At 57.5% G+C, this 22,229-nt stretch carries 17 protein-coding genes; 4 read left to right on the forward strand and 13 right to left on the reverse strand.

From position 1 onward, the window contains the following. Positions 1–21: 21 nt before the first annotated feature. The 3 genes from waaC to cysD form a co-directional block, all read right to left on the reverse strand. Positions 22–957 (reverse strand): lipopolysaccharide heptosyltransferase I, encoded by a 936-nt coding sequence (waaC, locus tag CAL28_RS27925; RefSeq protein ID WP_094844235.1) that lies wholly within the window; start codon positions 955–957, stop codon positions 22–24. Positions 958–1,105: 148 nt separating this feature from the next. Next, positions 1,106–2,983 carry a sulfate adenylyltransferase subunit CysN gene (gene cysN, locus CAL28_RS27930; RefSeq protein WP_094844896.1) on the reverse strand — a complete coding sequence of 626 codons (1,878 nt, stop codon included), beginning with the start codon at positions 2,981–2,983 and terminating at the stop codon, positions 1,106–1,108. Positions 2,984–3,024: 41 nt separating this feature from the next. Further along, a complete protein-coding gene (gene cysD, locus CAL28_RS27935) occupies positions 3,025–4,020 on the reverse strand; it encodes a sulfate adenylyltransferase subunit CysD (protein WP_217906634.1) in 996 nt (331 codons plus the stop codon). Between the two features lie 550 nt (positions 4,021–4,570). Here cysD and cysQ point away from each other — a divergent pair. Together cysQ and CAL28_RS27945 are read left to right on the forward strand one after the other, a co-directional pair. Continuing rightward, positions 4,571–5,356: a 3'(2'),5'-bisphosphate nucleotidase CysQ gene (cysQ, locus tag CAL28_RS27940; protein ID WP_094844237.1), complete on the forward strand. Its 786-nt coding sequence runs from the start codon at positions 4,571–4,573 to the stop codon at positions 5,354–5,356. Positions 5,357–5,365: 9 nt separating this feature from the next. Then, complete coding sequence (locus tag CAL28_RS27945) at positions 5,366–6,844, forward strand: FAD/NAD(P)-binding protein (RefSeq protein ID WP_094844238.1); 1,479 nt, start codon at positions 5,366–5,368, stop codon at positions 6,842–6,844. Positions 6,845–6,858: 14 nt separating this feature from the next. Here the strand turns inward: CAL28_RS27945 and CAL28_RS27950 are convergent, their stop codons facing one another. Continuing rightward, entirely contained in the window at positions 6,859–8,547 is a 1,689-nt protein-coding gene (locus CAL28_RS27950; RefSeq protein ID WP_094844239.1) for an ArnT family glycosyltransferase, read from the reverse strand. Positions 8,548–8,826: 279 nt separating this feature from the next. Here CAL28_RS27950 and CAL28_RS27955 point away from each other — a divergent pair, with 279 nt between their 5' ends. Next, the gene (locus CAL28_RS27955; protein ID WP_094844240.1) at positions 8,827–9,678 is read left to right on the forward strand and encodes a class I SAM-dependent methyltransferase; all 852 of its coding nucleotides are present in this window, start codon (positions 8,827–8,829) and stop codon (positions 9,676–9,678) included. A gap of 287 nt (positions 9,679–9,965) precedes the next feature. Further along, positions 9,966–11,870 carry a hypothetical protein gene (locus CAL28_RS27960; RefSeq protein ID WP_141218255.1) on the forward strand — a complete coding sequence of 635 codons (1,905 nt, stop codon included), beginning with the start codon at positions 9,966–9,968 and terminating at the stop codon, positions 11,868–11,870. Between the two features lie 97 nt (positions 11,871–11,967). Here CAL28_RS27960 and CAL28_RS27965 read toward each other — a convergent pair whose 3' ends face one another. The 9 genes from CAL28_RS27965 to CAL28_RS28005 all read right to left on the reverse strand — a co-directional run bounded on the left by CAL28_RS27965 (position 11,968) and on the right by CAL28_RS28005 (position 22,223). Next, on the reverse strand, positions 11,968–12,804 hold the full coding sequence (locus tag CAL28_RS27965) for a class I SAM-dependent methyltransferase (RefSeq protein WP_094844242.1): 837 nt from the start codon (positions 12,802–12,804) through the stop codon (positions 11,968–11,970). 146 nt (positions 12,805–12,950) lie between these two features. Further along, positions 12,951–13,619: a class I SAM-dependent methyltransferase gene (locus CAL28_RS27970; RefSeq protein WP_094844243.1), complete on the reverse strand. Its 669-nt coding sequence runs from the start codon at positions 13,617–13,619 to the stop codon at positions 12,951–12,953. A 1-nt stretch (position 13,620) separates the two neighbouring features. Then, the gene (locus tag CAL28_RS27975) at positions 13,621–14,025 is read right to left on the reverse strand and encodes a GtrA family protein (protein ID WP_176464120.1); all 405 of its coding nucleotides are present in this window, start codon (positions 14,023–14,025) and stop codon (positions 13,621–13,623) included. 61 nt (positions 14,026–14,086) lie between these two features. Next, entirely contained in the window at positions 14,087–16,378 is a 2,292-nt protein-coding gene (locus CAL28_RS27980) for a hypothetical protein (RefSeq protein ID WP_141218256.1), read from the reverse strand. A 47-nt stretch (positions 16,379–16,425) separates the two neighbouring features. Further along, the gene (locus CAL28_RS27985) at positions 16,426–17,736 is read right to left on the reverse strand and encodes an NAD(P)/FAD-dependent oxidoreductase (protein WP_094844246.1); all 1,311 of its coding nucleotides are present in this window, start codon (positions 17,734–17,736) and stop codon (positions 16,426–16,428) included. A 1-nt stretch (position 17,737) separates the two neighbouring features. Beyond that, on the reverse strand, positions 17,738–18,676 hold the full coding sequence (locus CAL28_RS27990) for an NAD-dependent epimerase/dehydratase family protein (protein ID WP_094844247.1): 939 nt from the start codon (positions 18,674–18,676) through the stop codon (positions 17,738–17,740). 66 nt (positions 18,677–18,742) lie between these two features. Further along, positions 18,743–19,486, reverse strand: coding sequence for an SDR family oxidoreductase (locus tag CAL28_RS27995; protein WP_094844248.1), 744 nt, complete (start codon positions 19,484–19,486; stop codon positions 18,743–18,745). Beyond that, positions 19,483–20,790 (reverse strand): FAD-binding oxidoreductase, encoded by a 1,308-nt coding sequence (locus CAL28_RS28000; RefSeq protein WP_094844249.1) that lies wholly within the window; start codon positions 20,788–20,790, stop codon positions 19,483–19,485. Before CAL28_RS28000 ends, CAL28_RS27995 begins: the two co-directional genes overlap by 4 nt. Then, entirely contained in the window at positions 20,790–22,223 is a 1,434-nt protein-coding gene (locus CAL28_RS28005) for a UbiA family prenyltransferase (RefSeq protein ID WP_094844250.1), read from the reverse strand. The genes CAL28_RS28000 and CAL28_RS28005 overlap by 1 nt, the downstream gene beginning before the upstream one ends. Between the last annotated feature and the right edge of the window lie 6 nt (positions 22,224–22,229).

The following is a 22,229-nucleotide window of genomic DNA, read 5'->3' on the forward strand; positions in this document are numbered from 1 at the left end:
CAATTCCGTTTATGAAGCGCGCTATGCCGCCAATGCCTGCTCGACGGCGGCCAGGACAACGTCTCGCGAAGGCGGCGCCCCGCGGTCGCCAAGACTGGCCGTATACGAGTCCCCGACCAAGGGCGTGCGCACCGGTGTCGATGCGCGGTATATCCCTACCGTGGGGCGACCAAGCGCGGCCGATAAATGCGTCAGGCCACTATCCAGGCCTACCATCAACCTTGCGCCCGCCAGCATCTGGGCAATGGACGTCAGATTCATACGGGGCACCACTTCCGCACCATCCAACCCGGCGATCAGGGTGTCCGCCCGCTTGGCTTCTTCGTCATTTCCCGCGAGCAGGCGCAGCCGGCATCCCGCGTCGCGCAGACGGCCGAAGACCGCGCGCCAGTCCTCGTCGGGCCACAACTTGTCCGGCCGGCTTGCGCTGGGCATGATCACCGCATAGTCGGCACCGTTGCCGGCCGCCGCACCGCGATCTTTTGCACCGGTCTGGGCCTGCCGGACAAAATCTTGAAGGCCAAAATCAGGGCGCCCAGCAGGCGTATAACCAAAGGTCAATGCCGCCAGGGTACGCTGCCGGATCACCGCCGGCTGCCAGAATTCCACCCGGTGCCGCACGTCATAGAAAAGCGAAGCCAGCGGCTCGCGCGCGGACTTCCAATCCAGGCCATGGCGTACACCCCGGGCCTGCCGGACCAGCCACGCGGACTTCAGCAAAGCCTGCATATCGAGCACCACGTCGTATCGCTTTTCGCGCAAACTTTCGTGCAACGCCCGGCGCTCGGCCCTGACCTGCGCGGACCACCATGCCTTGCGCCAGCGCCGGTGCGCGACCTTGATAACACTTTCCACGGCCGGATGCCAGGAGGGAATTTCCGCGAATGCCTCTTCGGCGATCCAGTCGATATGAGCATCCGGCACATGCCGCGCGATATCCGAAATGGCCGGCAGCATGTGGACAAGATCGCCTAGCGACGAGGTGCGAACAATAAGAATTTGCAAGTTACGGACCGCAAAGATGGATGTGCCGCCGTATTCTAAAGCCTAAACAGTTCGGCCCCGGAGGCTTTCCACCCTTGGCGTCAAGCGACTCGGCCTGCCCTTAGGTGCTTATCTTCGCCAACAATTTATCGACCAGCTCGTTGACCGGCTCGGTGGAAGCGTCGACAACAATATCCGGGGTCTCCGGGGCCTCGTACGCACTGCCGATTCCCGACATATTGGGGAGCTTACCCGCGCGTGCCTTTTTGTACAGTCCCTTGGGATCACGGGATTCGCATACTTCGAGCGGCGTGCTGACGTAAACCTCGACAAAATTTTCCTCACCGATGACTTCGCGCGCCATTTGCCGTTCCCGTTGGAAGGGCGATATGAAGGCAGTCAACACCACCAGGCCGGCATCCATCATCAAGCGGGCCACCTCCGCGACGCGACGGATATTTTCAACCCGATCGGCATCCGTGAATCCCAGATCCTTGTTCAGCCCCTGCCGCAAGTTATCGCCGTCCAGCAGATAAGTGCGCTGGCCTCGCGCGTGCAACGCGAATTCCAGCGCGTTCGCGATGGTCGACTTGCCGGATCCCGACAGCCCCGTAAACCACACCACCCTGCCTTTGTGTCCGTTCAGGCGTTCGCGCGCGGCGCGGTCCACGGTCAACGCCTGGCGATGTACGTTTTCCGCCCGCCGCAAGGTATGGCGGATCATACCGGCGGCGACCGTGGCCTTGGTATATCGGTCAACCAGGATAAAGCTGCCCAGGCTGCGCGAATGCTCGTAGGTGTCGTAGGCCATCGGCCGGCTGATCGCGATATTGCATACCCCGATGTCGTTCAGGCCCAGCGACCTCGTCGCCTCGTGCGCAAGGGTATTGACGTCCGTCCTGTACTTGATGGTGGTCAACGTGCAGGTAGCCCACTGCGTCGCGAGCTTGATGTCATACGTGCGGCCGGTCAGTCCCGTGTCCTCGTGCATCCATACCAGGGTGGCTTCCAGCTGGTCCGTGGTATCCAGGGGCTGGGCGGAACGCGCCAGGACGTCACCGCGCGAAACATCGATTTCACGGTCCAGCCGCAAGGTAACGGCCTGCCCTGCCGTGGCTTCTTGCAGGGAACCGTCCATCGTCACGATGTCGGCAACCTTGGCTGTCTGTCCAGACAAGGTGACCCTGATCTCTTCACCCACGGCAATACCGCCCTCCGCCACCGTGCCGGCAAACCCCCTGAACGACGAATCGGGGCGATTGACCCACTGGACCGGGAAAATAAAACGGTTCGATACGGCAGCCGCGGGTTGCACGGTTTCCAGATACGCCATCAGGGTCGGACCGCTATACCAATGCGTATGGGCCGAGCGGGACGTAATGTTATCCCCCTTCAGCGCCGACACCGGGATGACCGTGATCGATTTGAAACCAAGAGGCGCCGCGAAAGCCCGGAATGCCTCGTCGATGCGCTTGAACGTTTCTTTGTCATAGCCGACGAGGTCCATCTTGTTCACGGCTACCACCACATGCCGTATACCCACCAGCGATACCAGGAAGGCGTGCCGCCGCGTTTGCGTGAGGATGCCCTGCCGCGCATCGACCAGCAAAACGGCGACATCCGCCGTGGAGGCGCCCGTGACCATATTGCGGGTGTACTGCTCATGGCCCGGCGTATCCGCCACGATGAACTTGCGCCGGCTTGTCGCGAAAAACCGGTAAGCCACGTCGATGGTTATGCCCTGTTCCCGTTCGGCGGCCAGGCCGTCGACAAGAAGGGCGAAATCGATATCGTCGCCCTGCGTACCGTACTTGCGCGACTCCACCTTCAACGAGGCGAGCTGGTCGTCGAACAACGTCTGGGCATCCCAGAGCATGCGTCCGATCAGCGTGCTTTTGCCATCGTCCACGCTGCCACAGGTGATGAAACGCAGCAGATCTTGCTGTTGCTGCTGCTCGATGAATGCTTCAATGCTCGCGGGGGGCACCGCGCGCGTCATGGCGCCGTGCTGATCAACCACCGCTTTCTGCTTGCGAACCATCAGAAATAACCCTCTTGCTTCTTCTTTTCCATGCTGCCGGCGGCGTCGGTGTCTATCGCACGCCCCTGCCGTTCCGAACTGCGAGCGCCGATCAGTTCCAGGATGATCTCCGGAACCGTCGCGGCATTGGATTCGACCGCGCCCGTCAATGGATAGCACCCTAGCGTCCTGAATCTGACCTTGCGAAACTGGATACGTTCGCCTGGAGCCAACCGCATCCGGTCATCGTCCACCATGAGGATCATGCCGTCGCGCACGATAACCGGCCGCTCCTTGGCGAAATACAGCGGCACGACCGGGATGTCTTCGCTGTAGATGTATTGCCAGATATCCAGCTCCGTCCAGTTGGACAAGGGAAAGGCGCGAATACTTTCGCCGGGCCGTTTACGGGCGTTGTAAAGGTTCCAGAGCTCCGGTCGCTGGTTCTTCGGATCCCAACGATGCGCCGCCGTCCGAAAAGAAAATATGCGTTCCTTTGCACGGGATTTTTCCTCGTCGCGCCGCGCGCCGCCGAAGACGATATCGAAGCGGCGCTCATCCAGGACCTGCTTCAAACCCTGGGTTTTGGTGATGTCGGTATGCAGCGAGGAACCGTGGTCGAATGGATTGATGTTCCGTGCAATCGCCTCCGGGTTCACATGGACGAGCAGATCCATGCCACTGTCCCGTGCCATACGGTCGCGGAACAGATACATTTCCTGGAACTTCCACCGGGTATCCACATGGACGAGCGGAAACGGCGGCGGCGCGGGATAAAACGCCTTCCTGGCCAGGTGCAGCATGACCGAACTGTCCTTCCCCACCGAATAAAGCATCGCCGGGTTGTCGGCTTCCGCGACGGCTTCCCGGATGATATGGATGCTTTCGGCCTCCAGGCGGTCCAGGTGCGGCGTCCTGGTGTGCCGGCCCGCCGCGGCGCGGGCCGTGGCCCCTGCGAACGACAGCCGGGGCGGATAGCCGAAGGTAGGCGCCTCGACTTGCGGAATGGCTTCCATGGATTGCACCAGAGGGACCAGCGCACCATGCGGAAACACCGTCAAGGGTTTGCCGATATGCTTCTGCATGGCGCCCAGGGCCTGGGCGACGACCGGTCCATTTAGGTCATCGGACAGCGGCATCCAATAGCGGCCGCCGCGTGCGTCATTCAAATGCAGGCAGGGACGGCCTCCGGGCAAGGGCGCCAGTTGCGCGAATACAACCAAGTGCCGCTTCGACCGCGCGTCTTCCGCCACTTGCTGTATGACCTGGGTGACGGGCTTGCGTCCCCCGTCATCCTCCAGAGTGTCCTCATCCAGGGGGGCAGGAAAGGCAAGTAGCTCCTGCAGGCGGCGCTCCGCCGTGCGCTTGGTGCCTACGTCGGCTACGCGCTGCAGGTGCTCGAAAGCAGTCGATGTATCCCAGACGCGAGACGCGTCCAGGCCATGCAAGGGGGATTCATCCATGTAAGCGTGTCGCAATTTGCAGTTATGGCTGAATTTTACATCAACGCCTGAACGTTTCAGGTAGCATTGCGTGAATTCATCACCACATTAATAAATTGCGACAATGCTGAGCGCTTCACAACTCACGTCGGTTCTCCAGGTAGCACGTGACGCCGGCCATGCGGTCATGGCCGTCTACGACGCATGCTCGCGCGGCGCTTCCCCTGAGGTGTCCCGGAAAGCCGACGACAGCCCGGTGACCGAAGCCGATATGGACTCGCACCGTATCATCGTCGCGGGATTGGCGGCGCTGGACGAGGCCTTGCCCGTGGTTTCGGAAGAGGACACCGATTCGCATGCCCATCGCACGCGCAAAGGGCGCTACTGGCTGGTGGATCCCTTGGACGGCACAAAGGAATTCCTGGATCGCAATGGCGAATTCACGGTCAACATCGCCCTGATCGACAACGGGACCGCGGTTGCCGGCGTCGTCGTCGCCCCCGCATTAGGCCTGGAATATTGGGGGGCGACTGGCCTGGGAGCCTGGCGCGATACAGGCACGGGACCGTCGCAATTAAGCGTTTGCACCCCCTGCGCCGCTTCCTTGCCCCGTGTGATCGCCAGCCGCAGCCATCTGGACAGCGCCACCCAGGATTATCTTCGACGGCTGGGCCCTCATTCGCTCGTGCAAGCAGGCAGCTCGTTGAAATTCTGCCGCATCGCCGAGGGCGCGGCGGATCTTTATCCACGGTTCGGTCCGACCTGCGAATGGGATGTCGCCGCGGCACACGCGATTCTCGAGGCGGCCGGAGGACAGGTGCTGTGCCTGGATGGCACGCCCCTGCGCTATGGCAAAGCAGGCGTGCTGAATCCACCCTTTATCGCCAGCAACGGGCACGTCTCGGTGTAGGAGCGCACCATGACGGCAAGATCGCAGTCGACTTCGGCATCAGCTCACCCCCAGCCAGAATTCCACGGGTGTGACGACATCACGATCATCGGCGGCGGCTTCTGCGGCGCGATGACCGCTGTACAACTATTGCGGCGAGCCAAACAGCCGATGCGCTTAAGGCTCGTGGAGCAGTCGTGGCAGCGCCTTGCTCGCGGCATCGCTTATAGCACCACGGAGCCCTGCCATTTATTGAATGTTCCAGCGGGCCGAATGAGTGCGCTGCCCGAAGACCCGGACCATTTCGTGCGGTGGGCAAGACGGCATGAAGCGCAGATCATAGAGCCACCCTGGGTTCACTCGGTAGGAGCGCAGGCCTATCTGCCGCGCGGTTGCTATGGCGATTACCTGGCCGAGCTTCTGCAGGACACGATACGGGAAGCCTCTTGGCACGACGTGGAAATCATCGCCGACGAAGCCATCGCGGCGGAACGGGACGCTGACGGTATCCGCATACGCACCAAATCAGGGATCCACTGGCATAGCCGGGCCTGTGTACTGGCGTTGGGCAATACGCCGCCGGAATCGCCCGGCCCATGGGCAAGGGACTTGATTGGAGCACCGGGCTACCACGCCAACCCTTGGTCCGAAGGGGTAGTCTCCACATTGCTGCAGGGCGATTCCTGCGTCCTGGTCGGGTCAGGCCTGACTATGCTCGACATTGTTATGGCGCTCCACCACCGAAATTATGCGGGAACCATACATGTAATATCGCGGCGCGGGCTGGTGCCCCTAGCGCACAATGGGCAATCTATGCCGCCAGCGGTGTCGCCCGAAGCGATAACGCTAGCGGCCGCGGATGTACGAACAGCGATGCGCGAGTTCCGGCAGGCCGCCCGATCGGCCGCGGAGCGAGGAATCGACTGGCAAAGTTTGTTTGACCTGTTGCGGCCCCATACAGCCAAGGTGTGGCAGCAACTGGGCACCTTCGAGCGCCGGCGTTTTCTCCGACACGTCCGCCCCTACTGGGACCACCACCGGCACAGGGTTGCGCCCGTCGTACGGGACATATTCGACGGCATGGCGGCTTCGGGACAGGTTATCGTCCACAAAGGCCGGATAGAGCGATGTGTGCCGCCCCAGCATGCCGAAGGCGAGATCCAACTATGGCTACGGGATCAGGCCCGGCAAAGCGGGCCCATTGCGGCGCGGGACGTGGTCAATTGCATAGGTCCTGGGCATCTTGACGGTGCTTCGCGCCTTGTAAAGCATATGTCCGCCGACGAGACCATCCCACTGGACTTACTCGGCATGGGGCTGGGAGCCGATTCTGAGTTGGCGTTGACCGTAGGCGCCGATCAGGCCAAGGAATTCTTTTCCCTCGGCCCTCCGGTGAAAGGCAGCTTCTGGGAATGCACCGCGGTACCGGAGTGCCGACGGGATGCCGTGGCGCTTGCGGAACGTTTGCAAAGCCGGGACAGGACCAATGTCGACCAAAAGCGCTGTTGATCTGAATTAAGCACTTAGCGCGGCAGATAGATAGTGCACTCCGGCGGATTCACCGACGCCCCATGGAAGGAGCCGGAGACCTGGATCACCCGCCCCCCCATCTCTTGCTTCAGCTCCTCAAGAATCGGCTTTAGCCCCGGGTCGATCCGTTGATTCTCGAAGACGGCGCAGTCAATGACCGCGCCTATTTTTCTTCCGCCCAACCATCGGCTTCTCTCCTCGAATAGCATGCGGCGAACCAGGGCGGGCGACGCGAATGGGCTTGTCAATACAAGCCCCCGCCGTTCTGCGAAATATGGCAGGTCAGCCCCCCATCCCGTTCCAAAAACGACAATTACGGAATCGGGCGGTGTTACCTCTTTGACTTCTAGCCCGGCTTCGTAATAAGGGTGCTTGTGAAGGTCATCGAACAGCAATGGACCGTAGTGGCCCCCGTATAGTCCTGAAATCTGACTGCCTACGACCACCACCAAAGCAGCGCAGGCGAGAAAGGTTTGTTTTCTCCGGAGAAAAGCCTCTATGACGGCAACTGCCGCCACACAAAGAAAAATCACATTCTCGACTTGGTAGTACCCGTTGTACATATGCAGCCGCGGGAACATCAGATAGACGCTGAGATACGAGATAAGCGCCATAGCCGCAACGACAGCGAACCTCACGCTAGTGAAGGTTAGATAAAGCAGCGGAATTCCAAGGACCCACCAGCCATTGCCCAATGCTTCCGGCAGCTCCCGAAGACGAATCGTCCAGTCCCACAGCTCTTTGCTTACCCGATCGTGCCAGGAGCCGAAATACCATCCGGGATTACTCGAGACAGTGATCGTCGCCGAAATCGGGTTTTGCACGAGAATGGAGTTGGTGTGCGAATTCCATGCGAATAGCGCTATCGCGGAAAGGGCAACACTTGATCCGGCTATCAGGACTTTCACTATGTGCCGGCTAATATCGTGTCTTACTTCCCACAGGTATACACAGGTATACATGAAACCTGCAACCGCGAACCCGGCAAAGGTCGTTACCTTCACGGCTGCTGCCAGCATGCCGAACGCCGCGCAAGCGACATAGCATGACAGCCGGCGTGTGCGGAGGAACCGGACATAAAAAACGAGCCAGCAAGCCGCCAGGAAGACGCTCATCGTCTCCATAAGAAATGAGCGTCCCCAGAACACGACTACCGGCGATAAGAGCCAAATGGCGCCAACAAGCAGCGCGACGCGTCGCCCCTTTTGGCCCAACGTGTCCTTCGCAAACATCCAAATCGGCCATAGAACCACGATAGTGAAGAAGGCACTGATGACCCTTCCGCACGCGTCGATGGAGCTGCCGGTTAACCACACGAGCCCGGTCACGCACCACTGATAGAGCGGGAACTCCAGAGGCACGCTCCAGGGCTCGCCGAACACTGGCACGATGTTGTCAAACCAGCCCAAGCCCTTCAGCATGTATTGAACGCTGATCGCAGTCTGTGCAGGCCGAAAACCCCACATATCCACGATGGGCTGGTTGAGTGTCCTCATCGTGAAGAACAGAAATTGGCATAAGGCGAAGGCGAATATGACCCACGCAATGCCGTCAGCTGCGGAGACCGATCGAGACGAACCGCCTAGCTGACCACGATCCGGAGAGCCGGAGGGCGAAGAATTTTCGTTGAACGCGCCAGTATTCAATTGCGGGATCCAGTATGAAGCCGTCAGAACGCCCATGCTGACAGACAGGACATCGTAGCGAGACCCATTGACAGCGCGATCGACGATGCGGTGACTCCGCACGAACTATAAATCGATAGGCGCAGAATTATAGACTCAAAGGGACTCACGGCTATGAAAGTGGTGGTACATATAAACCGGTTCCGCGTAGGGTAACATTACCCGGCAGCCTCACGTGCCCCTCTAGCCTGCCGCGGCCCAGCAGACAAAAATAGGCACGGCGCCGTATGGCGCTCAATCTTCCCCTGAATATTGGTTCAGTCAACGGAGTGCAAAATGGATCGAAACGCGGTTTACATTGCATTGGCCGAAGTTGCGCATGACCGAGAGACCCTGTACCGCAAGTTGCGAAGCCTGCCTACGGACGTCGTCGCCGACGTCTTGTTCCACATCCCTCCCGAATACAGCGAGCTGCGCGCGGCGCTACCCGCCATGGCGTCGGAAGAAACCCAGATCCAATGGACAGGGGCAAGCGGTTATCCGCTGCTTTTTCAAACTTGTGCTATTGCACGGGCCATGGAAAACGGACTGTATCGGTTTGCCAATAAGCGGTTAGACGGCGCTCGGGTGCTGGATTTTGGATGCGGGTGGGGACGTCTGATTCGACTAATGTATAGATTTACCGACCCATCCGAAATATATGGCTGCGATCCTTGGGACAAGTCACTGGAACTATGCAAACAGGCAGGCCTCCGCGCGAATCTGGCGCAGTCGGACTATTTACCATCGGCTCTGCCTTTCGAGGATGGAAATTTCGACTTCATCTACGCGTTCTCGGTCTTCACACACTTGTCGGAACGCGCCGCATCAGCGGCCATGGCTGCCTGCAGAAAATCCATTAAAAGTGACGGCATAATGATGGTGACCATCCGGCCGTTGTCGTACTGGGAATACCATCATGCGAACATAAACCCTATCGACGTGTCCCGCCTTCATGCTGACCATCATGAGAAGGGTATCGCGTTTCGCCCTCATAAGCGGGAATCCGTGGATGGCGATATTACATACGGCGACACTTCAATCTCCTTGGATTACATCCAGCGCAATTGGACGGAGTGGGAAGTAATTGGTCAGGATGTTCTGTTGCAAGACGCCTATCAAACCATGGTCTTCCTCCGGCCAAAATAGCGGCCATGAGCGGTACGCACGGCGGTTTCTTCGTGTAGTACGCGCATCTTCGATACAACTATATATGTGTACACCCGGCGTCCGGACGCCCCGCAGACGCCTCCACACAGCAGGTCGGAAGCACTTCCTATCGCGGGGCCGCTCGGTGGCCGGACGCCGAAGCCAGTCCGCCAATTTTGATGCCGATACAAGCTGGGCATTTTTACTAAGATAGCCGGACGACGCCGTCCGGCTATGAATTTATATCCCTTCCTATGCTAACGAGTAGAGCCCTCAAGGCAGTGTTGATGTTCACTGCCATCGTCATCTATGGCATCGCGGCCACCTATGCAATTCACTACCGCTCGCAGCCTCTTGTAGATCTTTTTAATTTCCGGCAAGCGCAGACCGCTCTCACATCGTATTGGATGATTCAGGATGGTTGGCGACTTGCATACGAGACCCCGATTGGGGGCGCGCCGTGGGCGATTCCGTTCGAATTCCCGGTCTATCAAGCTATCGTGGCCGGCATATCATGGGCGTTCAACTGGCCCATGGATCCCGTCGGACGGATGGTGACCTTTGGATTCCTAACCGCCTGTGTTGTCCCCGCGCTGAAGCTGCAACGGCGACTCCAGCTGTCGCCGGAAGCATTTTTCGTATTTTGCTGCTTGCTGTTCTCCGCGCCTATCTACATGTATTGGGGGCGCACATTCATGATCGAAACTGCGGCACTATTCTTTGTATTTGCTTCACTTCCGCACTTTGTAGACATGCTACAAGGTCCGGGAAAAACGAAGGCAGCGATATTCTTTTCGCTATGGACCTGTCTCAGTCTGCTCCAAAAAGTCACAACGGGGTTGCCTGTCGTCGCGATCCTGGGAACCGTTTGGCTGATTAACGCAGGGCGAGTGTGGCGCGGCCACGGGTTTCGTTCCATTTTACGTGGCAACTGGGTCGACGCACTGGCTTTCGCCGCACCTGTCATTCTAGCCTTCGCGTGGACCGAATACACCAACCAAGTACGCATGGAGAACACGCTGGGCGCCTACTTAACCAACGCAGGATTGACAACATGGAATTGGGGCACCATGCACCAACGTGTTTCCGCTCAATTCTGGCGAGAGGTGCTCTGGGGACGACTATTCGAACGAAACCTTGCCGGCGTTCTCGGAGTGGGGGTAATTGCAGCAGCCCTGTGTATTGGCAGGCTCGGTGTGCGTCGCAAGCTAATGCTAGTCACGCTCCTTCTTGGGTTGTTGCCCTTCTTCACCTTCACCAATCTATATATCGTTCACGACTACTATCCTACTGCCTGTGTTATCTTCCTGATCGCCGCCTTGGCACTCGCGATTGGCCAGTGGGCCAGGGCCGGCAATGTAGCCCGCTTGACATCACTGGTGTTACTCATGGCCTTCGTAGGCCATGGGGTATACCAATTTCGGAAAGTATATCAATCCGAAGCTCAATATCGTGACCGTGTGGCCCGCCTGCCAGAACTAACCGTCGCACGTACCCTTGAGGCATCCACCAGCAGTAATGCTGCGCTTGTCCTTTACGGCTATGATTGGTCCTCCCAGATGGCTTATCTAACCCAGCGGCGGACATTCACTGTTCCAAAGTGGCCGGGGAAGCTTACCGAGGTTTGGAATGATCCCCAGCGCTTCCTGGGCACAAGCCCACTCGGTGCCATTGCGGTGTGCAACAACATTGACACGCCCACCCCGCACCAAGTGGCAAACAGGTTTCTTGCGCACCAAGGCTATTATGCCGGCAGAACGGAATCTTGTACGGTCTTGGTGCGAGACGACGGAACCGACTCAGCGACGATAAAGCGGGGCGACCCAGTTCCACCCGTGGGAGATTGCCAGGCCCGGATTGACGCAACGGACGCCTTTCCGCATAGCGCGACGGATGGCTCCGAGCGGATAGTCATTGCGAACGGTTCGATAAGCAGGACGGCTACGGCCCCCCGAGACATCCCCAGGGTACTTTTAGCACTTGCCCGCAACGGCGTGATCGTACGCTCGGGAAGAGCGTTGATCATCCCACCTGCCATTACGGGAATACCAAGGCAGGGATTTTCCGCGATGCTTGACACAACTGGATTGGCGGGCACTTATGATGCGGTCGTGTTATCTCGCGAGGATGATGGCGTCAAACAATGTGAACTTAACAAACCTGCACAGGTGACGCTACGCCCAACGAGCTGACGCTGCCGCTGATTCCTGCATTCACCCACAAAGCGCTCGGAGGCGCTATCGCGGCTCTCGTCTGAGAGCCTATAACGTAATACTCGCTGGAAGACGGCTACTTCCACGCCATATTGTGTGCAGGCTTTCCAATGACCATCACGTCCTGATGGTCTGCCCAGGCCCGCTCTTGATATGAAAAAATCCTGACTCCTTCCACAGCCTCGACGATCTTCGCAATTGCGGAGGCGCTGGACAGAGAGATCCCGTAGCTTCCTTGAATATACTGGTGGTTCTCCGACCGCTCATAGTCCCGGTATCCATACCCTGTAGCCCGATACTCGGAGAGAATTTCGGACCACGCCTGGGGATTTATATAGGGCGCCTGCGCTGCAACAGTTTCGCTCCAACGCCCATGGAAGGTCGCGATCATGATTCCGGTTTCGGTGAGGAACTGTGTCAGGTGCGACAACCACTTTTTAGTGATTTCCTGTGACGTATGGGTAAAAAGCGAGCCGACCCAAATCAGATCGTATTTGGTTACGAAGTCGACTTTCGTTAAATCCTCCACGGAATAAATGCCCTTAATCCCGAAAGTCTCCTGACAGAAGTCCACTCCTTCTCGATCCAAGTCGCAAGCATGAAACTCGGCATCGGGGAACAAATTAACGAGATGCCGCAACACCCTGCCATGGCCGCACGCCATGTCAAGCGCCCGATTGACCCGCATGAGCCAACTGCATTGGAAGGCGTGCATTACATTCGCAGCCGCGCTGTGGCCGACTTGCAAATACCACTCGTTATACATGGTATCCGCTGTCGAAATATCGGGAATCAACGGCGTCGAATAGTAATGCTCGATGCACTTGTTCAGATACTGAAGACGATGCGTACCCGCATGCCATGCTACGTACTCAGGGTGTGTGGACAAGCTCAAGTTTTCTGACATCAGCATCACCTATCTCGTAAGTTAGTTGCATACTGGGCGTGAGGTACTCACGCTTGTCGTCTACTCCTTTCAATGCATTGTCACGCTTCGTAATTACGGGATATACCCTTGGTAGAAATTAAACCGCTGACTATGAAAAGGGCAGTCAACGGTCAAGCTAAGGGCTTTTTAGCGATAATAAAGAATTGTTTGCCCAGGAACCGCCACGCAAAGGGTAATTTTAGGTAAGCCTTTACCAGTCCGGGATGTGTCGGCAAGGCCCCCTGCGTCGTATACGGCAGGAAACGATCGATGCACGTGTCTATACTGAACCCCTTCAATTGCAGGGCCTCGCTTAGAGACAAGTGAGTCAAGCCCAGATGATGATCGAAAAAATCCCAATATTCGCCAGGCAAATAACGTAGATTTGGCCCAAGAATAATGTATTTCCCACCGGGCTTTAGGGCCAGCATTACCTGATCCAGAAACGCGTTCAGTACCTGTTTATCGGGCAAATGCTCGAGGAAGTTGGACGTGAATATCACGTCGGCTTCCCCCCTCACGGCTGATCCTAGCTCCGTTGCCAGGCACTGATGGAACTCGACCTCGTCACCGAGGAAACTTCGGGCATCCGGATTCAGGTCGATGGCAATTTTACGCTTGGCTTCGATATTGTTAATGAACTCGCCATAGCCGCACGCAACATCGACGACTGTCGCGCCAGGCTGGACAAACTTCTGCAGCCAATCCCGACATATCACACCCCAGATTGCTCGCTTTCTGGGCAGCTGATCCTGCGAAAACCGCACACGGTATAGTTCGGCCAGGTCCTTACCGTCCATGCTAGGCGTCCTTGAATGCAAAGAATTTATAAATAAAGAATGTGAGGAATGTAGGCAATGCAACTGCGATCGCGTGCGCGGCTGCCTCGGAATAGACTCCCACACCAACTTTCCTAAACAAATGGTCCATACTCACAGACGCACCCCAAACCACCGGAAAAAAAAGGGCGTTAACAATCACAAAGTCCCGGGCCTGTTTTCGGCGAGGCTTGACTGAATGCGGGAACACGAAAATACTATTCAGCGTAAATGCCACTGACATACCAACCGCGTAAGCCACCGCCACCGCGACGGGAAATGAAAACCATTCGCTCAACACTAACCGGGCGAGCCAATGCAGAAAGGCCGCTAACGCACCTGCCGCAAGAAACCCGAGAAACTGCTTGGTGAACAAAAGCTTCAACACTGTCGAAATCCGCCAAATTTTCTCACGTCAAGTCAATACACATAATTGAACGATTCTGAAGTTACGGGGCTCTCGCCCCTTGCACCGATATCCGGACTCCTGAGCATATCCGCAGAACGTTCTTTTTAATGTATGCCAATCCGATAGTGTACTTGTCAGCCACACCGGTCATATCGATCATAGCAGCGTAGCCCGCAGCACTAAGCTGAGGCTTATGGAAGTAAGCTCCAACATCCGGGCGTGTCACTGATCGGGTTTGGAAAAAACTGCGCCGGCCTGTGCTATCTGTGAGAACAACCAGTTTCTCCTGGGGGACTATCCCCCGGGCTGAAGACTCGGCCAGCCATCCCTTGAGGTCCAACCACCCTAGCGGACCAAGATTCTGTCCGGCCTGAGGAGCAACGCCATTGACCGTGTCGATGCCACCGTCGCACTCGGCGTACTCGTTCGTGGAAATATTTTCCGGGACAGAAAATACGGGATCGAATTTTATCAGCTTTTTTATGCCATCGTACTCAGGCGTGTACAGAGCCTTAAATTTGACATCGTAATGCTCGTTCCATTCGCCCGCAAGCGACGCGGGGAATATGCGAAACGATCGCACATTGTTGTTAATCATAAAGTTCTGGCGATCATACAATAGCGAAAATTCCATCGTATTCTCAACCAATGGCGACACCAAAATTCCGGTTCTGACCATACCTGAAATAAGTCTGTATGTGCGTGTCTGGCCGTTTGCCAGGGTGAATTCGATGCGCAGTGGGCTCGGCTTGAACAGAAAATTGGCGGCCCGACCGATAAGGCTTTGGGAGATGTCGATTTCCGCAAAGACCAGCCGGCCATTTTTCGGAACGTCAACTTTCTCGCCCATAGAGTAGCGGCCCGTGCTTATAAGTCCTTCCCGAATGTCGGTTGGACTTGCAACTTTCTTGAGGAGCAGAAGACGATCGGTCAGCTTTACTGGCCGATAATTTGTCAATATTGCGGGCCAGCTAGCGCCGTCCTCCATGGACGGCATCCGGCCGTCAATTGGCTCAATATTGAAAATTATATTATCTGGCGCTTTGTCACCCTGTAGATGCCGCGCATTCAATTTCAACATAGCCGGTGTATAGGCTGCGTAGCTCTGAAACACCGGACGAGGGTCCCAATCATTGTCGACAGCAAAGATGCTGGATTGGTTATAGGAGTATATGTCAGCGGTACCCTCCAGTTTCGGCAGCGTCGAGTCCTGGGCTATCCGGCCATTTGCAGCCTTAAATCGGGACACCAGCTCATTTCCGTCGGATAACCGGGTTTTCAAGCCCGCAAAGGCGCGCGTGTAGGTGTCAGAAAAAATTCCAACGACCACAGGCAGGTCAAGTCGCGAATAAATGTTGGCGGACAGCACAGCCAATCCAAGAGCTCCGGCAACAGAGGCGAGACGCAGAGGTAACTTGATAATCGGCGCTAGGCAAAGCGAGGTTAACAAGAGGAAGGAAGTTGCCGCCCTCGCGTGTCCATCGTGACGCACAAATCCAATTTTGAATGCCAGGAAAAGAATCATCCCAAGCATGACCACCAGATACACCTTGACTGCCGTCCGGCCAATCTGGGCTCCAATCAAACTCAGCAGGAGAATCACACCCATGCCCAGGTAAAAAGCTATTTCACGTACTTGTCCCTCGACCGACATGGCCTCCGTATATCCGGAGATACCGAGGAAAATGGCGCGCAAGTAGTCGGGTAAACCACCAATCGGCTGTCCCGCGATCAGCCAGAAGGCGATTGATCCTCCTATCGGAAGGAGAACAACAGCCACCGCCTCGACGTAGCGAGCCCGGTAACACCATAGGCCCGCTGTCAGGAGCACGGCAACTGCACTGATAATGAAGAACGATCCCTTTATTAGCGGCAGTAGGCCAAGTGGGAGAAAGATTCCGCCTAGCGCCAGGAGTCGCCGCCTAGCGATTGGGCGATCAGGGCAAGTGTCATCAATCTCCGTAACGGCCAGGGCGACCAATAGCCCATACAGTAGGTAAGGAACATCTCCCGCGTACGAAGCGGAAATCATCAGTGCGATCGTCACTAGCACCGGCATCCATAATCTGTGGCGGATGCCCAGGAAGACGAGCAGTAGTCCAGTCGATAACGCGAAATAGAGGGCGGCACCAACCATCAGCCCATCAGTAGCCGGATGGTAGGCGGCCGTATAAACGGGTGCGTAAGGCCCCAAGGTGAAGATGATGTCTCTTCCGAAGACAAGCCCTTGCGACATGGCTTGGTTCAGTGCATAGCGCCACGACGGATCAAGGCCACCTTCCGGCATGTGCGGCGACAGTGGGACTATCCTGCAAACCACGGAAAGCAGCACTGCAGTTCCGACTACACACCGGATGCCCGCCGCAGTCGCCCAGCGCTTCACGCCCTCTCCACGCCTTCGGCCATCCTGGCGATGCGGCGGCCGAAGCCAATGCTCTCCGAGATGCCCCGATCTTCCGGGTAGTAATACGAGGTGTCCGCGACCCACAAGCCCTGTACCGGCAGGGATACGGGGGGCAGCCCGTCCAAGTATCCCGGCCCGCAGATGGGCTGAGCATGACGATAGCGACTGGCGCGCACATCAATGAAATCATCGTCCGTGAGGACGGGATTGATCGACTTCAAGTAGCGCCGTACCTTATCGAGAAAGACCTGATCCGGCTCTTGGTACTTGGGGTGTTCGCCCGGCATATAGAAAGGCACGTAGACCACATGGCAGTCCAAGGGGCGCAGGTTGGTGTATTCAACCACTCCCGGAATGTCCATATCGGGATCATTCGTGTTCAGCCAGAAGTTCTCGGTAACCGGCTTCCGCAGCTTGGCGATCACGCATACCACTGCGATATTCCGCAGCGCCTGGAATTTCTCGAGTATTTCCCTCGGTAGGTCGGGCATGATGCGCGGCACATAAGGCAAAGGCACCGTGCTAACGACCTTGCTGAAGGAATGCAACTCTCCCTTGCTCTCAATACCTTGTACCTGGCCGTCCGCGATAACGACCTTCGACACGGGAGTGCTCAGCTTGAACTCACCGCCACGCGCCTCGATCGCGCGCCGCATGCCTTGCAACAGCGTGTCCGATCCGCCCTCGAGGTAACCCAGCTTTTCCCGGAACAGGTCATAGCGCGATCGACCAATGCGTCGGATGCGGCTCCAGATCCATGCCGCGGACAGGCCTTCGGCGTAGTCATAGAACTTCAGATCGAACAGCTTGCGCCAAAGGACCTCATAGGCTTCTTTGCCGACCCATTTCTTTATCCAGCTGGTTGCCTCGACATTGTCCAACGGGCGCCAGTCTTTCCGGCGCGTGGATAGGAAGGCATGAAGTCCATAACGGAACTTAGCCATCATGCCCAGTCCCTTGAACCGCAGCAGAGCCAAGGGGTTGCCCCATGGCTGCAGGCGCTGCTGGTAGTAATAGCCCATCTTGGTCTCGGTCCAACGCATCTTGTCGGCAAGACCGAGCTCTTCCAGCATCTCCAGAAAAGCCGTGTCGGAAATGCAATGGAAGTGGTAATAGCGCTCGATGGAGAGCCCGCCGAAATCGAAGGTCGCGGTCATCCCGCCGACCCGATCATCGGCCTCGAAAACGACGGGGTTATAGCCGTCCTTCGCCAGCTGATAGGCCACGGCGAGCCCCATGGGACCCGCGCCCAGTACAGCTATTCGATCTTTCGCCTGATCGACCATGTCAAAACTCCAGTTCGATACGACCGTACTTGGGGTCGTTGAAGGTTTCGTCGATGGCCTTGGCAAAGGGCGTGTACTGCACGCCGAAGAGCCCTGGCCAGTCGATCACCTCGAACTCGTCCTTCGCAACCAGGGCTTCCAACTGCTGCGTGGTAAACGGCGGATTACGGTCCAGGCTCCCCCAGATTCTCAAGAGGAAATGAAAAAGACCATAAGGAATTTTGACGATGGCGGCACGCGCGGAGGTAGCACGCTTGATGACGCGGATGATATCGATATAGTCGATGCGTTCCTGGCCGGAAATGTTGAAGATGCCACCGGGAATCCGCCGCTCGATGCAGCTGATGATCACATTGCAGAAGTCTCCCGAATACAAAGGTTGGCGCATGTATTTGCCATTGCCCGGGATCGGAAACACTGGCACGCGCTTCATGAAGCGTGCCAGCCAGCCAAGGTGCTTGCGATCGAACCATCCGAACATCAAGGTCGGGCGAAGGATGGGGCAGGAAATTCCGCTCTCCAAAACGATCTTTTCCTGTTCCTTTTTGGTATTCGTGTAAAAGTCGTCGGCGACCGACTCCACCACCGATGAACTGATATGCACGAGGTACGATACGTGATGCGCTTTTATGGCATCCAGGATGACCCGCGTCGATTCGACATTGTTGCGAACGAATTCCTCGTAATAGTTGCCGCCGATCTGCGCCTGGAGCATCACCACGACTGCCGCGCCATCAAAATGCCGGCGCCAGTCTCCCGGTTCGGCAAGGTCGGCGTATTCCACGGTGATGTCTGGTTGCACCGCCTGCAGCACCTTCATGTTCGCTCGATGCTTGTCCAGCACGACGATGTTGTTATACCCACGGGCTTTCAGCCGGGCGACTAGATTCTGGCCTACCAGTCCCGCACCGCCAGGGAGGACGATCTTGTCGTTGATCATGATTCAGCTTCCTTGCTTACTTGTATTGCGCGAACCGACTGGCGGTTCGCAGCGGCGTATGGTGCTTCAGAGCTTGCTGCGTTTGAAAATAAAATTGGGCACCAGCCGGATGATGGCCATGATGAGCCGCCAGAAGCCAGGGGTATACAGCATATCCTTCCGCCTGGAGATAGCGCGGATGATGTCGCCGGCCACCTCGTCGGGCTGGGCGGTCAGTCGCGGCGGGAGGTCCAGGCCCGCAGTCATCGGGGTCGCCACGAATCCGGGCTTGATGGTCAGGACATGCACTCCGGCCTTGAATAATCGCGCCCGCAAGCCCGAGGCAAAGGCATCCACGGCGGCCTTTGCCGCACCGTAAAGATAATTACTGCCGCGCCCACGATCTCCCGCCACCGATCCGATCACCGCAAGCACGCCGCGCCCCTGTTCCTGGAGACGCCGGCCGAGTACGGTCATGCAGGCAATAGCACTTTCGCCATTTACGCGAAACTCGTGCACACCATAATCCAGGTCGGTCTGTGTGCGTTTTTGATCGGGTAGCGTACCGTGCGCGATAAGCACGACGTCGACATGATGCAAACTCGACCACGCGCTGTCGCATAGCTCATCGAGGCGCGCATAGTCCGTCGCGTCCATGCTGAAGGCATGAACCTGGCTTGCCCCCCTCGCCTTCAGGTCCGCCGACACTAAGGCCAGTTTTTCGGAGTCGCGAGCGACCAGGAACAGGGCAGCCTGCTCGGTGGCATAACGCCGGGCAACCGCCTGCGCGATACCGGATGTGGCGCCGAAAATGACAATATGCAGACTCATAGCGCAACACGCTTCCAGAAATGGGACATCAAGAGTGGATCCCGCAACGCTTCGACCTCTATCCAACCGGGGTACGCGCTGCGGAAATGCGACGCGCTCATGTGCGCATCCTTCGCGGGATATAGGCGTCCACCTGACTCGTGGACGATGTTGTCCAAGCGGGAGAACAACCGCGTGATCGCCGGTTCGCGTTGCGGGAAATCCAATGCCAGCGACGCACCGGGCATCGGGAATGACATCTTGCCCGGCGACGAGATGTCCCCGCAATGCTTGAGCACGGCCAGAAAAGAACCCATGCCGCTGCGCGCTATCTCGGCCATCATGGCCCCTATCGCATCTTTTGCCACGGCGGCAGGCACAACGCACTGGTACTGCTGGAACCCTTTGCGGCCATACATTCGGTTCCAGGCGCACAGCTTGTCCAACGGGTAGAAGAAGGGGTCATAACCCACCACCCGCTTGACCTCTCGCGCCCGCTGGCGATGGTAATAGAGCGTATTGAACATCCGCAGCGAAAGACCGTTGACCAACGAGAACGGCGGGTCAATGGGCATGGCCAAACGACCTGGCGCAGCAGCCCGCCTATCGTCGCCTTCCGTGTGGTCGCCGAAGATGTAATGGCCGCGCCCGGCACTCCTTCCCGTCGCAAGGCAATCGACCCACGCAACCGTATATTCGTGGGCATGGTCATGTTCGCGGCTCAAGGCGAAAAACTCATCGAGATCGCCAAACCGGATAGAGCGCTGCGCGATCAGGCCGGAAGCCACTGGCCGCAGCTGCAATTCGACACTCAATATCACGCCGGTCAGGCCCAGCCCACCTATCGTCGCGGCGAACAGTTCCGGCCGGTCGGTAGGTGAACACGCCACCACGCCCTCATCGGTGCGATACAGGACAATGCGCCGCACATGCCTGCCGAAGGTACCCATGACATGGTGGTTCTTTCCATGGACATCGTTGGCGACCGCCCCGCCCAGCGTGACGAATTTGGTCCCTGGCGTCACCGGCACGAACCAGCCTCGCCGTAACGCTTGCGCAATCACCTCACCGATCGTGATACCCGCTTGGGCGCGAATCAAGCCGCTGTCCCAATCCACATGTTCAAAGCGGTCCAGGCCGCGCATCGCAATGACGTGGTTGGACGCGGCCAGGCAGGAATCGCCGTAGCTGCGGCCGCAGCCGAAAGCCAAGGTAGGCCCGTCCTTCCAATCCCGCAGCGTGGCGGTTACATCACCCGGCCAAGCGACCGGATGCAAGGTTTGCGGGCGTCTCGGATAACGGCCCCACGACAATTGCTTTGGCATCAGAAGGAGGCCAAGGCAAAGGCCAAGAGAAACAGCACGCATACCCACCGGCTGGTTCGGTCGCGCAATGCGAATACGATAGGGTCGTCGTGCATTTCACCTCGGTGCGCAAGCAGCCAAACTCGGCTCAACCAGTACAACAGCAGGGGGCACGCAGCCCACATCCATTCCGGACGGCGGTACAGGGAACCGAACGATGCATCGTTGATGTATAGCGCCAGCACCAGCACGGATATATAACCGGACGATCCACCCAAGGACGCGAGCAGTTCGAAATCGCTGGGGTAATAGCCGCGCCCAGCCGATTTATCCATCTTTCCCTTCTGGCGTGCTTCACGCAGTTCGGTATACCTTTTGACAAAAGCCAAACTTAGAAAAATGAAAATGCAAAACGCCAGAATCCAAAAAGTCGTAACCAGCGACATCGCCGCCGCGCCGGCAAACACCCGCACGGTATACAACATGGCCAGCGTGACCACATCCAGCATGACGACCCGCTTCAGACGCAGCGAATATGCCAAGGTGAGCAAATAATAGCCTGCAAGTACCGCAAGGAAAGAGAGTGGCAACCACAGAAGCGCGATCAACAGCGCCGCGGCTAGCAGCGCAGGCATCAAGACCAGGCCGTGAACAATGGGCAATGTCCCCGCGGCAAGGGGGCGGAAGCGTTTGGTGCGATGCTGCCGGTCATCCTGCAGATCCAGCAGATCATTGAGCAAATAAACGCTGGACGCGCATAGACTAAATGCGAGAAAGCCAAGCGCACCGCGCATGGTCAAAGCCATTTCGAACAATCGATGCGACGCCAACAGCGGGACAAACAAAAGTAGATTCTTCGCCCACTGATGTACCCGCAGAGCTTTTAGCACGGCCTTAAGGTATCCAGGCCGACTATCGAAAACTTCGCCGATGTCACCCAGCTTGCGGGCGGCGCTCAATACGCCGCGCTCCGGATTGACGACATGGATCAACGAGGCCGCGTCCCAGACCTTGAGATCCGCGGCCGAATTGCCGATGTACTCGAAGCCACGCTCGCCATACAGCCCTACAAGAGCCTCTCGCTTTCGGCGCGCCGACAGGTTCACGTGTGGCTGGCTGCCCAGGACCGTATCGAAGATACGAAGATGGTCTGCCACCCTTTGGGCGATACGGTGGTCAGATGCAGTCGCCAATACCAGTCTCGCCCCAGCGCGACGGCGCTGATCCAGCCAGACCAACAGCGCTTCGTTATACGGCAGTCTTTCCGTAGGCGGCAATACCGCATCAGCCAGCCTGCTTTTGAAATAGGCTTTGCCCTTCAGCAGCCAGGCGAACAGGCTGAACACCCGCCACGGGTACGTCCGCAGGAAGAGAAATAGATTCTCCACCAGCATATCCGTCATAACGAGGGTGCCATCGAGGTCAACGACGATGCAATTGTCAATCTTGGCCATGCGAAA

Origin of the sequence: Bordetella genomosp. 11 (genome assembly GCF_002261215.1) — a bacterium.
Classification (GTDB): Bacteria; Pseudomonadota; Gammaproteobacteria; order Burkholderiales; family Burkholderiaceae_B; genus Bordetella_C.

Bases quoted from the DNA above. Each gene is read 5' to 3' on its own strand.
- CAL28_RS28000 (WP_094844249.1), bottom strand. From the start codon at position 20,790: ATGCCAAAGCAATTGTCGTGGGGCCGTTATCCGAGACGCCCGCAAACC.
- cysQ (WP_094844237.1), top strand. From the start codon at position 4,571: ATGCTGAGCGCTTCACAACTCACGTCGGTTCTCCAGGTAGCACGTGAC.
- waaC (WP_094844235.1), bottom strand. From the start codon at position 957: ATGCTGCCGGCCATTTCGGATATCGCGCGGCATGTGCCGGATGCTCAT.
- cysD (WP_217906634.1), bottom strand. From the start codon at position 4,020: ATGGAAGCCATTCCGCAAGTCGAGGCGCCTACCTTCGGCTATCCGCCC.
- CAL28_RS27960 (WP_141218255.1), top strand. From the start codon at position 9,966: ATGTTCACTGCCATCGTCATCTATGGCATCGCGGCCACCTATGCAATT.
- cysN (WP_094844896.1), bottom strand. From the start codon at position 2,983: ATGACGCGCGCGGTGCCCCCCGCGAGCATTGAAGCATTCATCGAGCAG.
- CAL28_RS27985 (WP_094844246.1), bottom strand. From the start codon at position 17,736: ATGGTCGATCAGGCGAAAGATCGAATAGCTGTACTGGGCGCGGGTCCC.
- CAL28_RS27945 (WP_094844238.1), top strand. From the start codon at position 5,366: ATGACGGCAAGATCGCAGTCGACTTCGGCATCAGCTCACCCCCAGCCA.
- CAL28_RS27990 (WP_094844247.1), bottom strand. From the start codon at position 18,676: ATGATCAACGACAAGATCGTCCTCCCTGGCGGTGCGGGACTGGTAGGC.
- CAL28_RS27965 (WP_094844242.1), bottom strand. From the start codon at position 12,804: ATGCTGATGTCAGAAAACTTGAGCTTGTCCACACACCCTGAGTACGTA.
- CAL28_RS27950 (WP_094844239.1), bottom strand. From the start codon at position 8,547: ATGGGCGTTCTGACGGCTTCATACTGGATCCCGCAATTGAATACTGGC.
- CAL28_RS27955 (WP_094844240.1), top strand. From the start codon at position 8,827: ATGGATCGAAACGCGGTTTACATTGCATTGGCCGAAGTTGCGCATGAC.
- CAL28_RS27995 (WP_094844248.1), bottom strand. From the start codon at position 19,486: ATGAGTCTGCATATTGTCATTTTCGGCGCCACATCCGGTATCGCGCAG.
- CAL28_RS28005 (WP_094844250.1), bottom strand. From the start codon at position 22,223: ATGGCCAAGATTGACAATTGCATCGTCGTTGACCTCGATGGCACCCTC.
- CAL28_RS27970 (WP_094844243.1), bottom strand. From the start codon at position 13,619: ATGGACGGTAAGGACCTGGCCGAACTATACCGTGTGCGGTTTTCGCAG.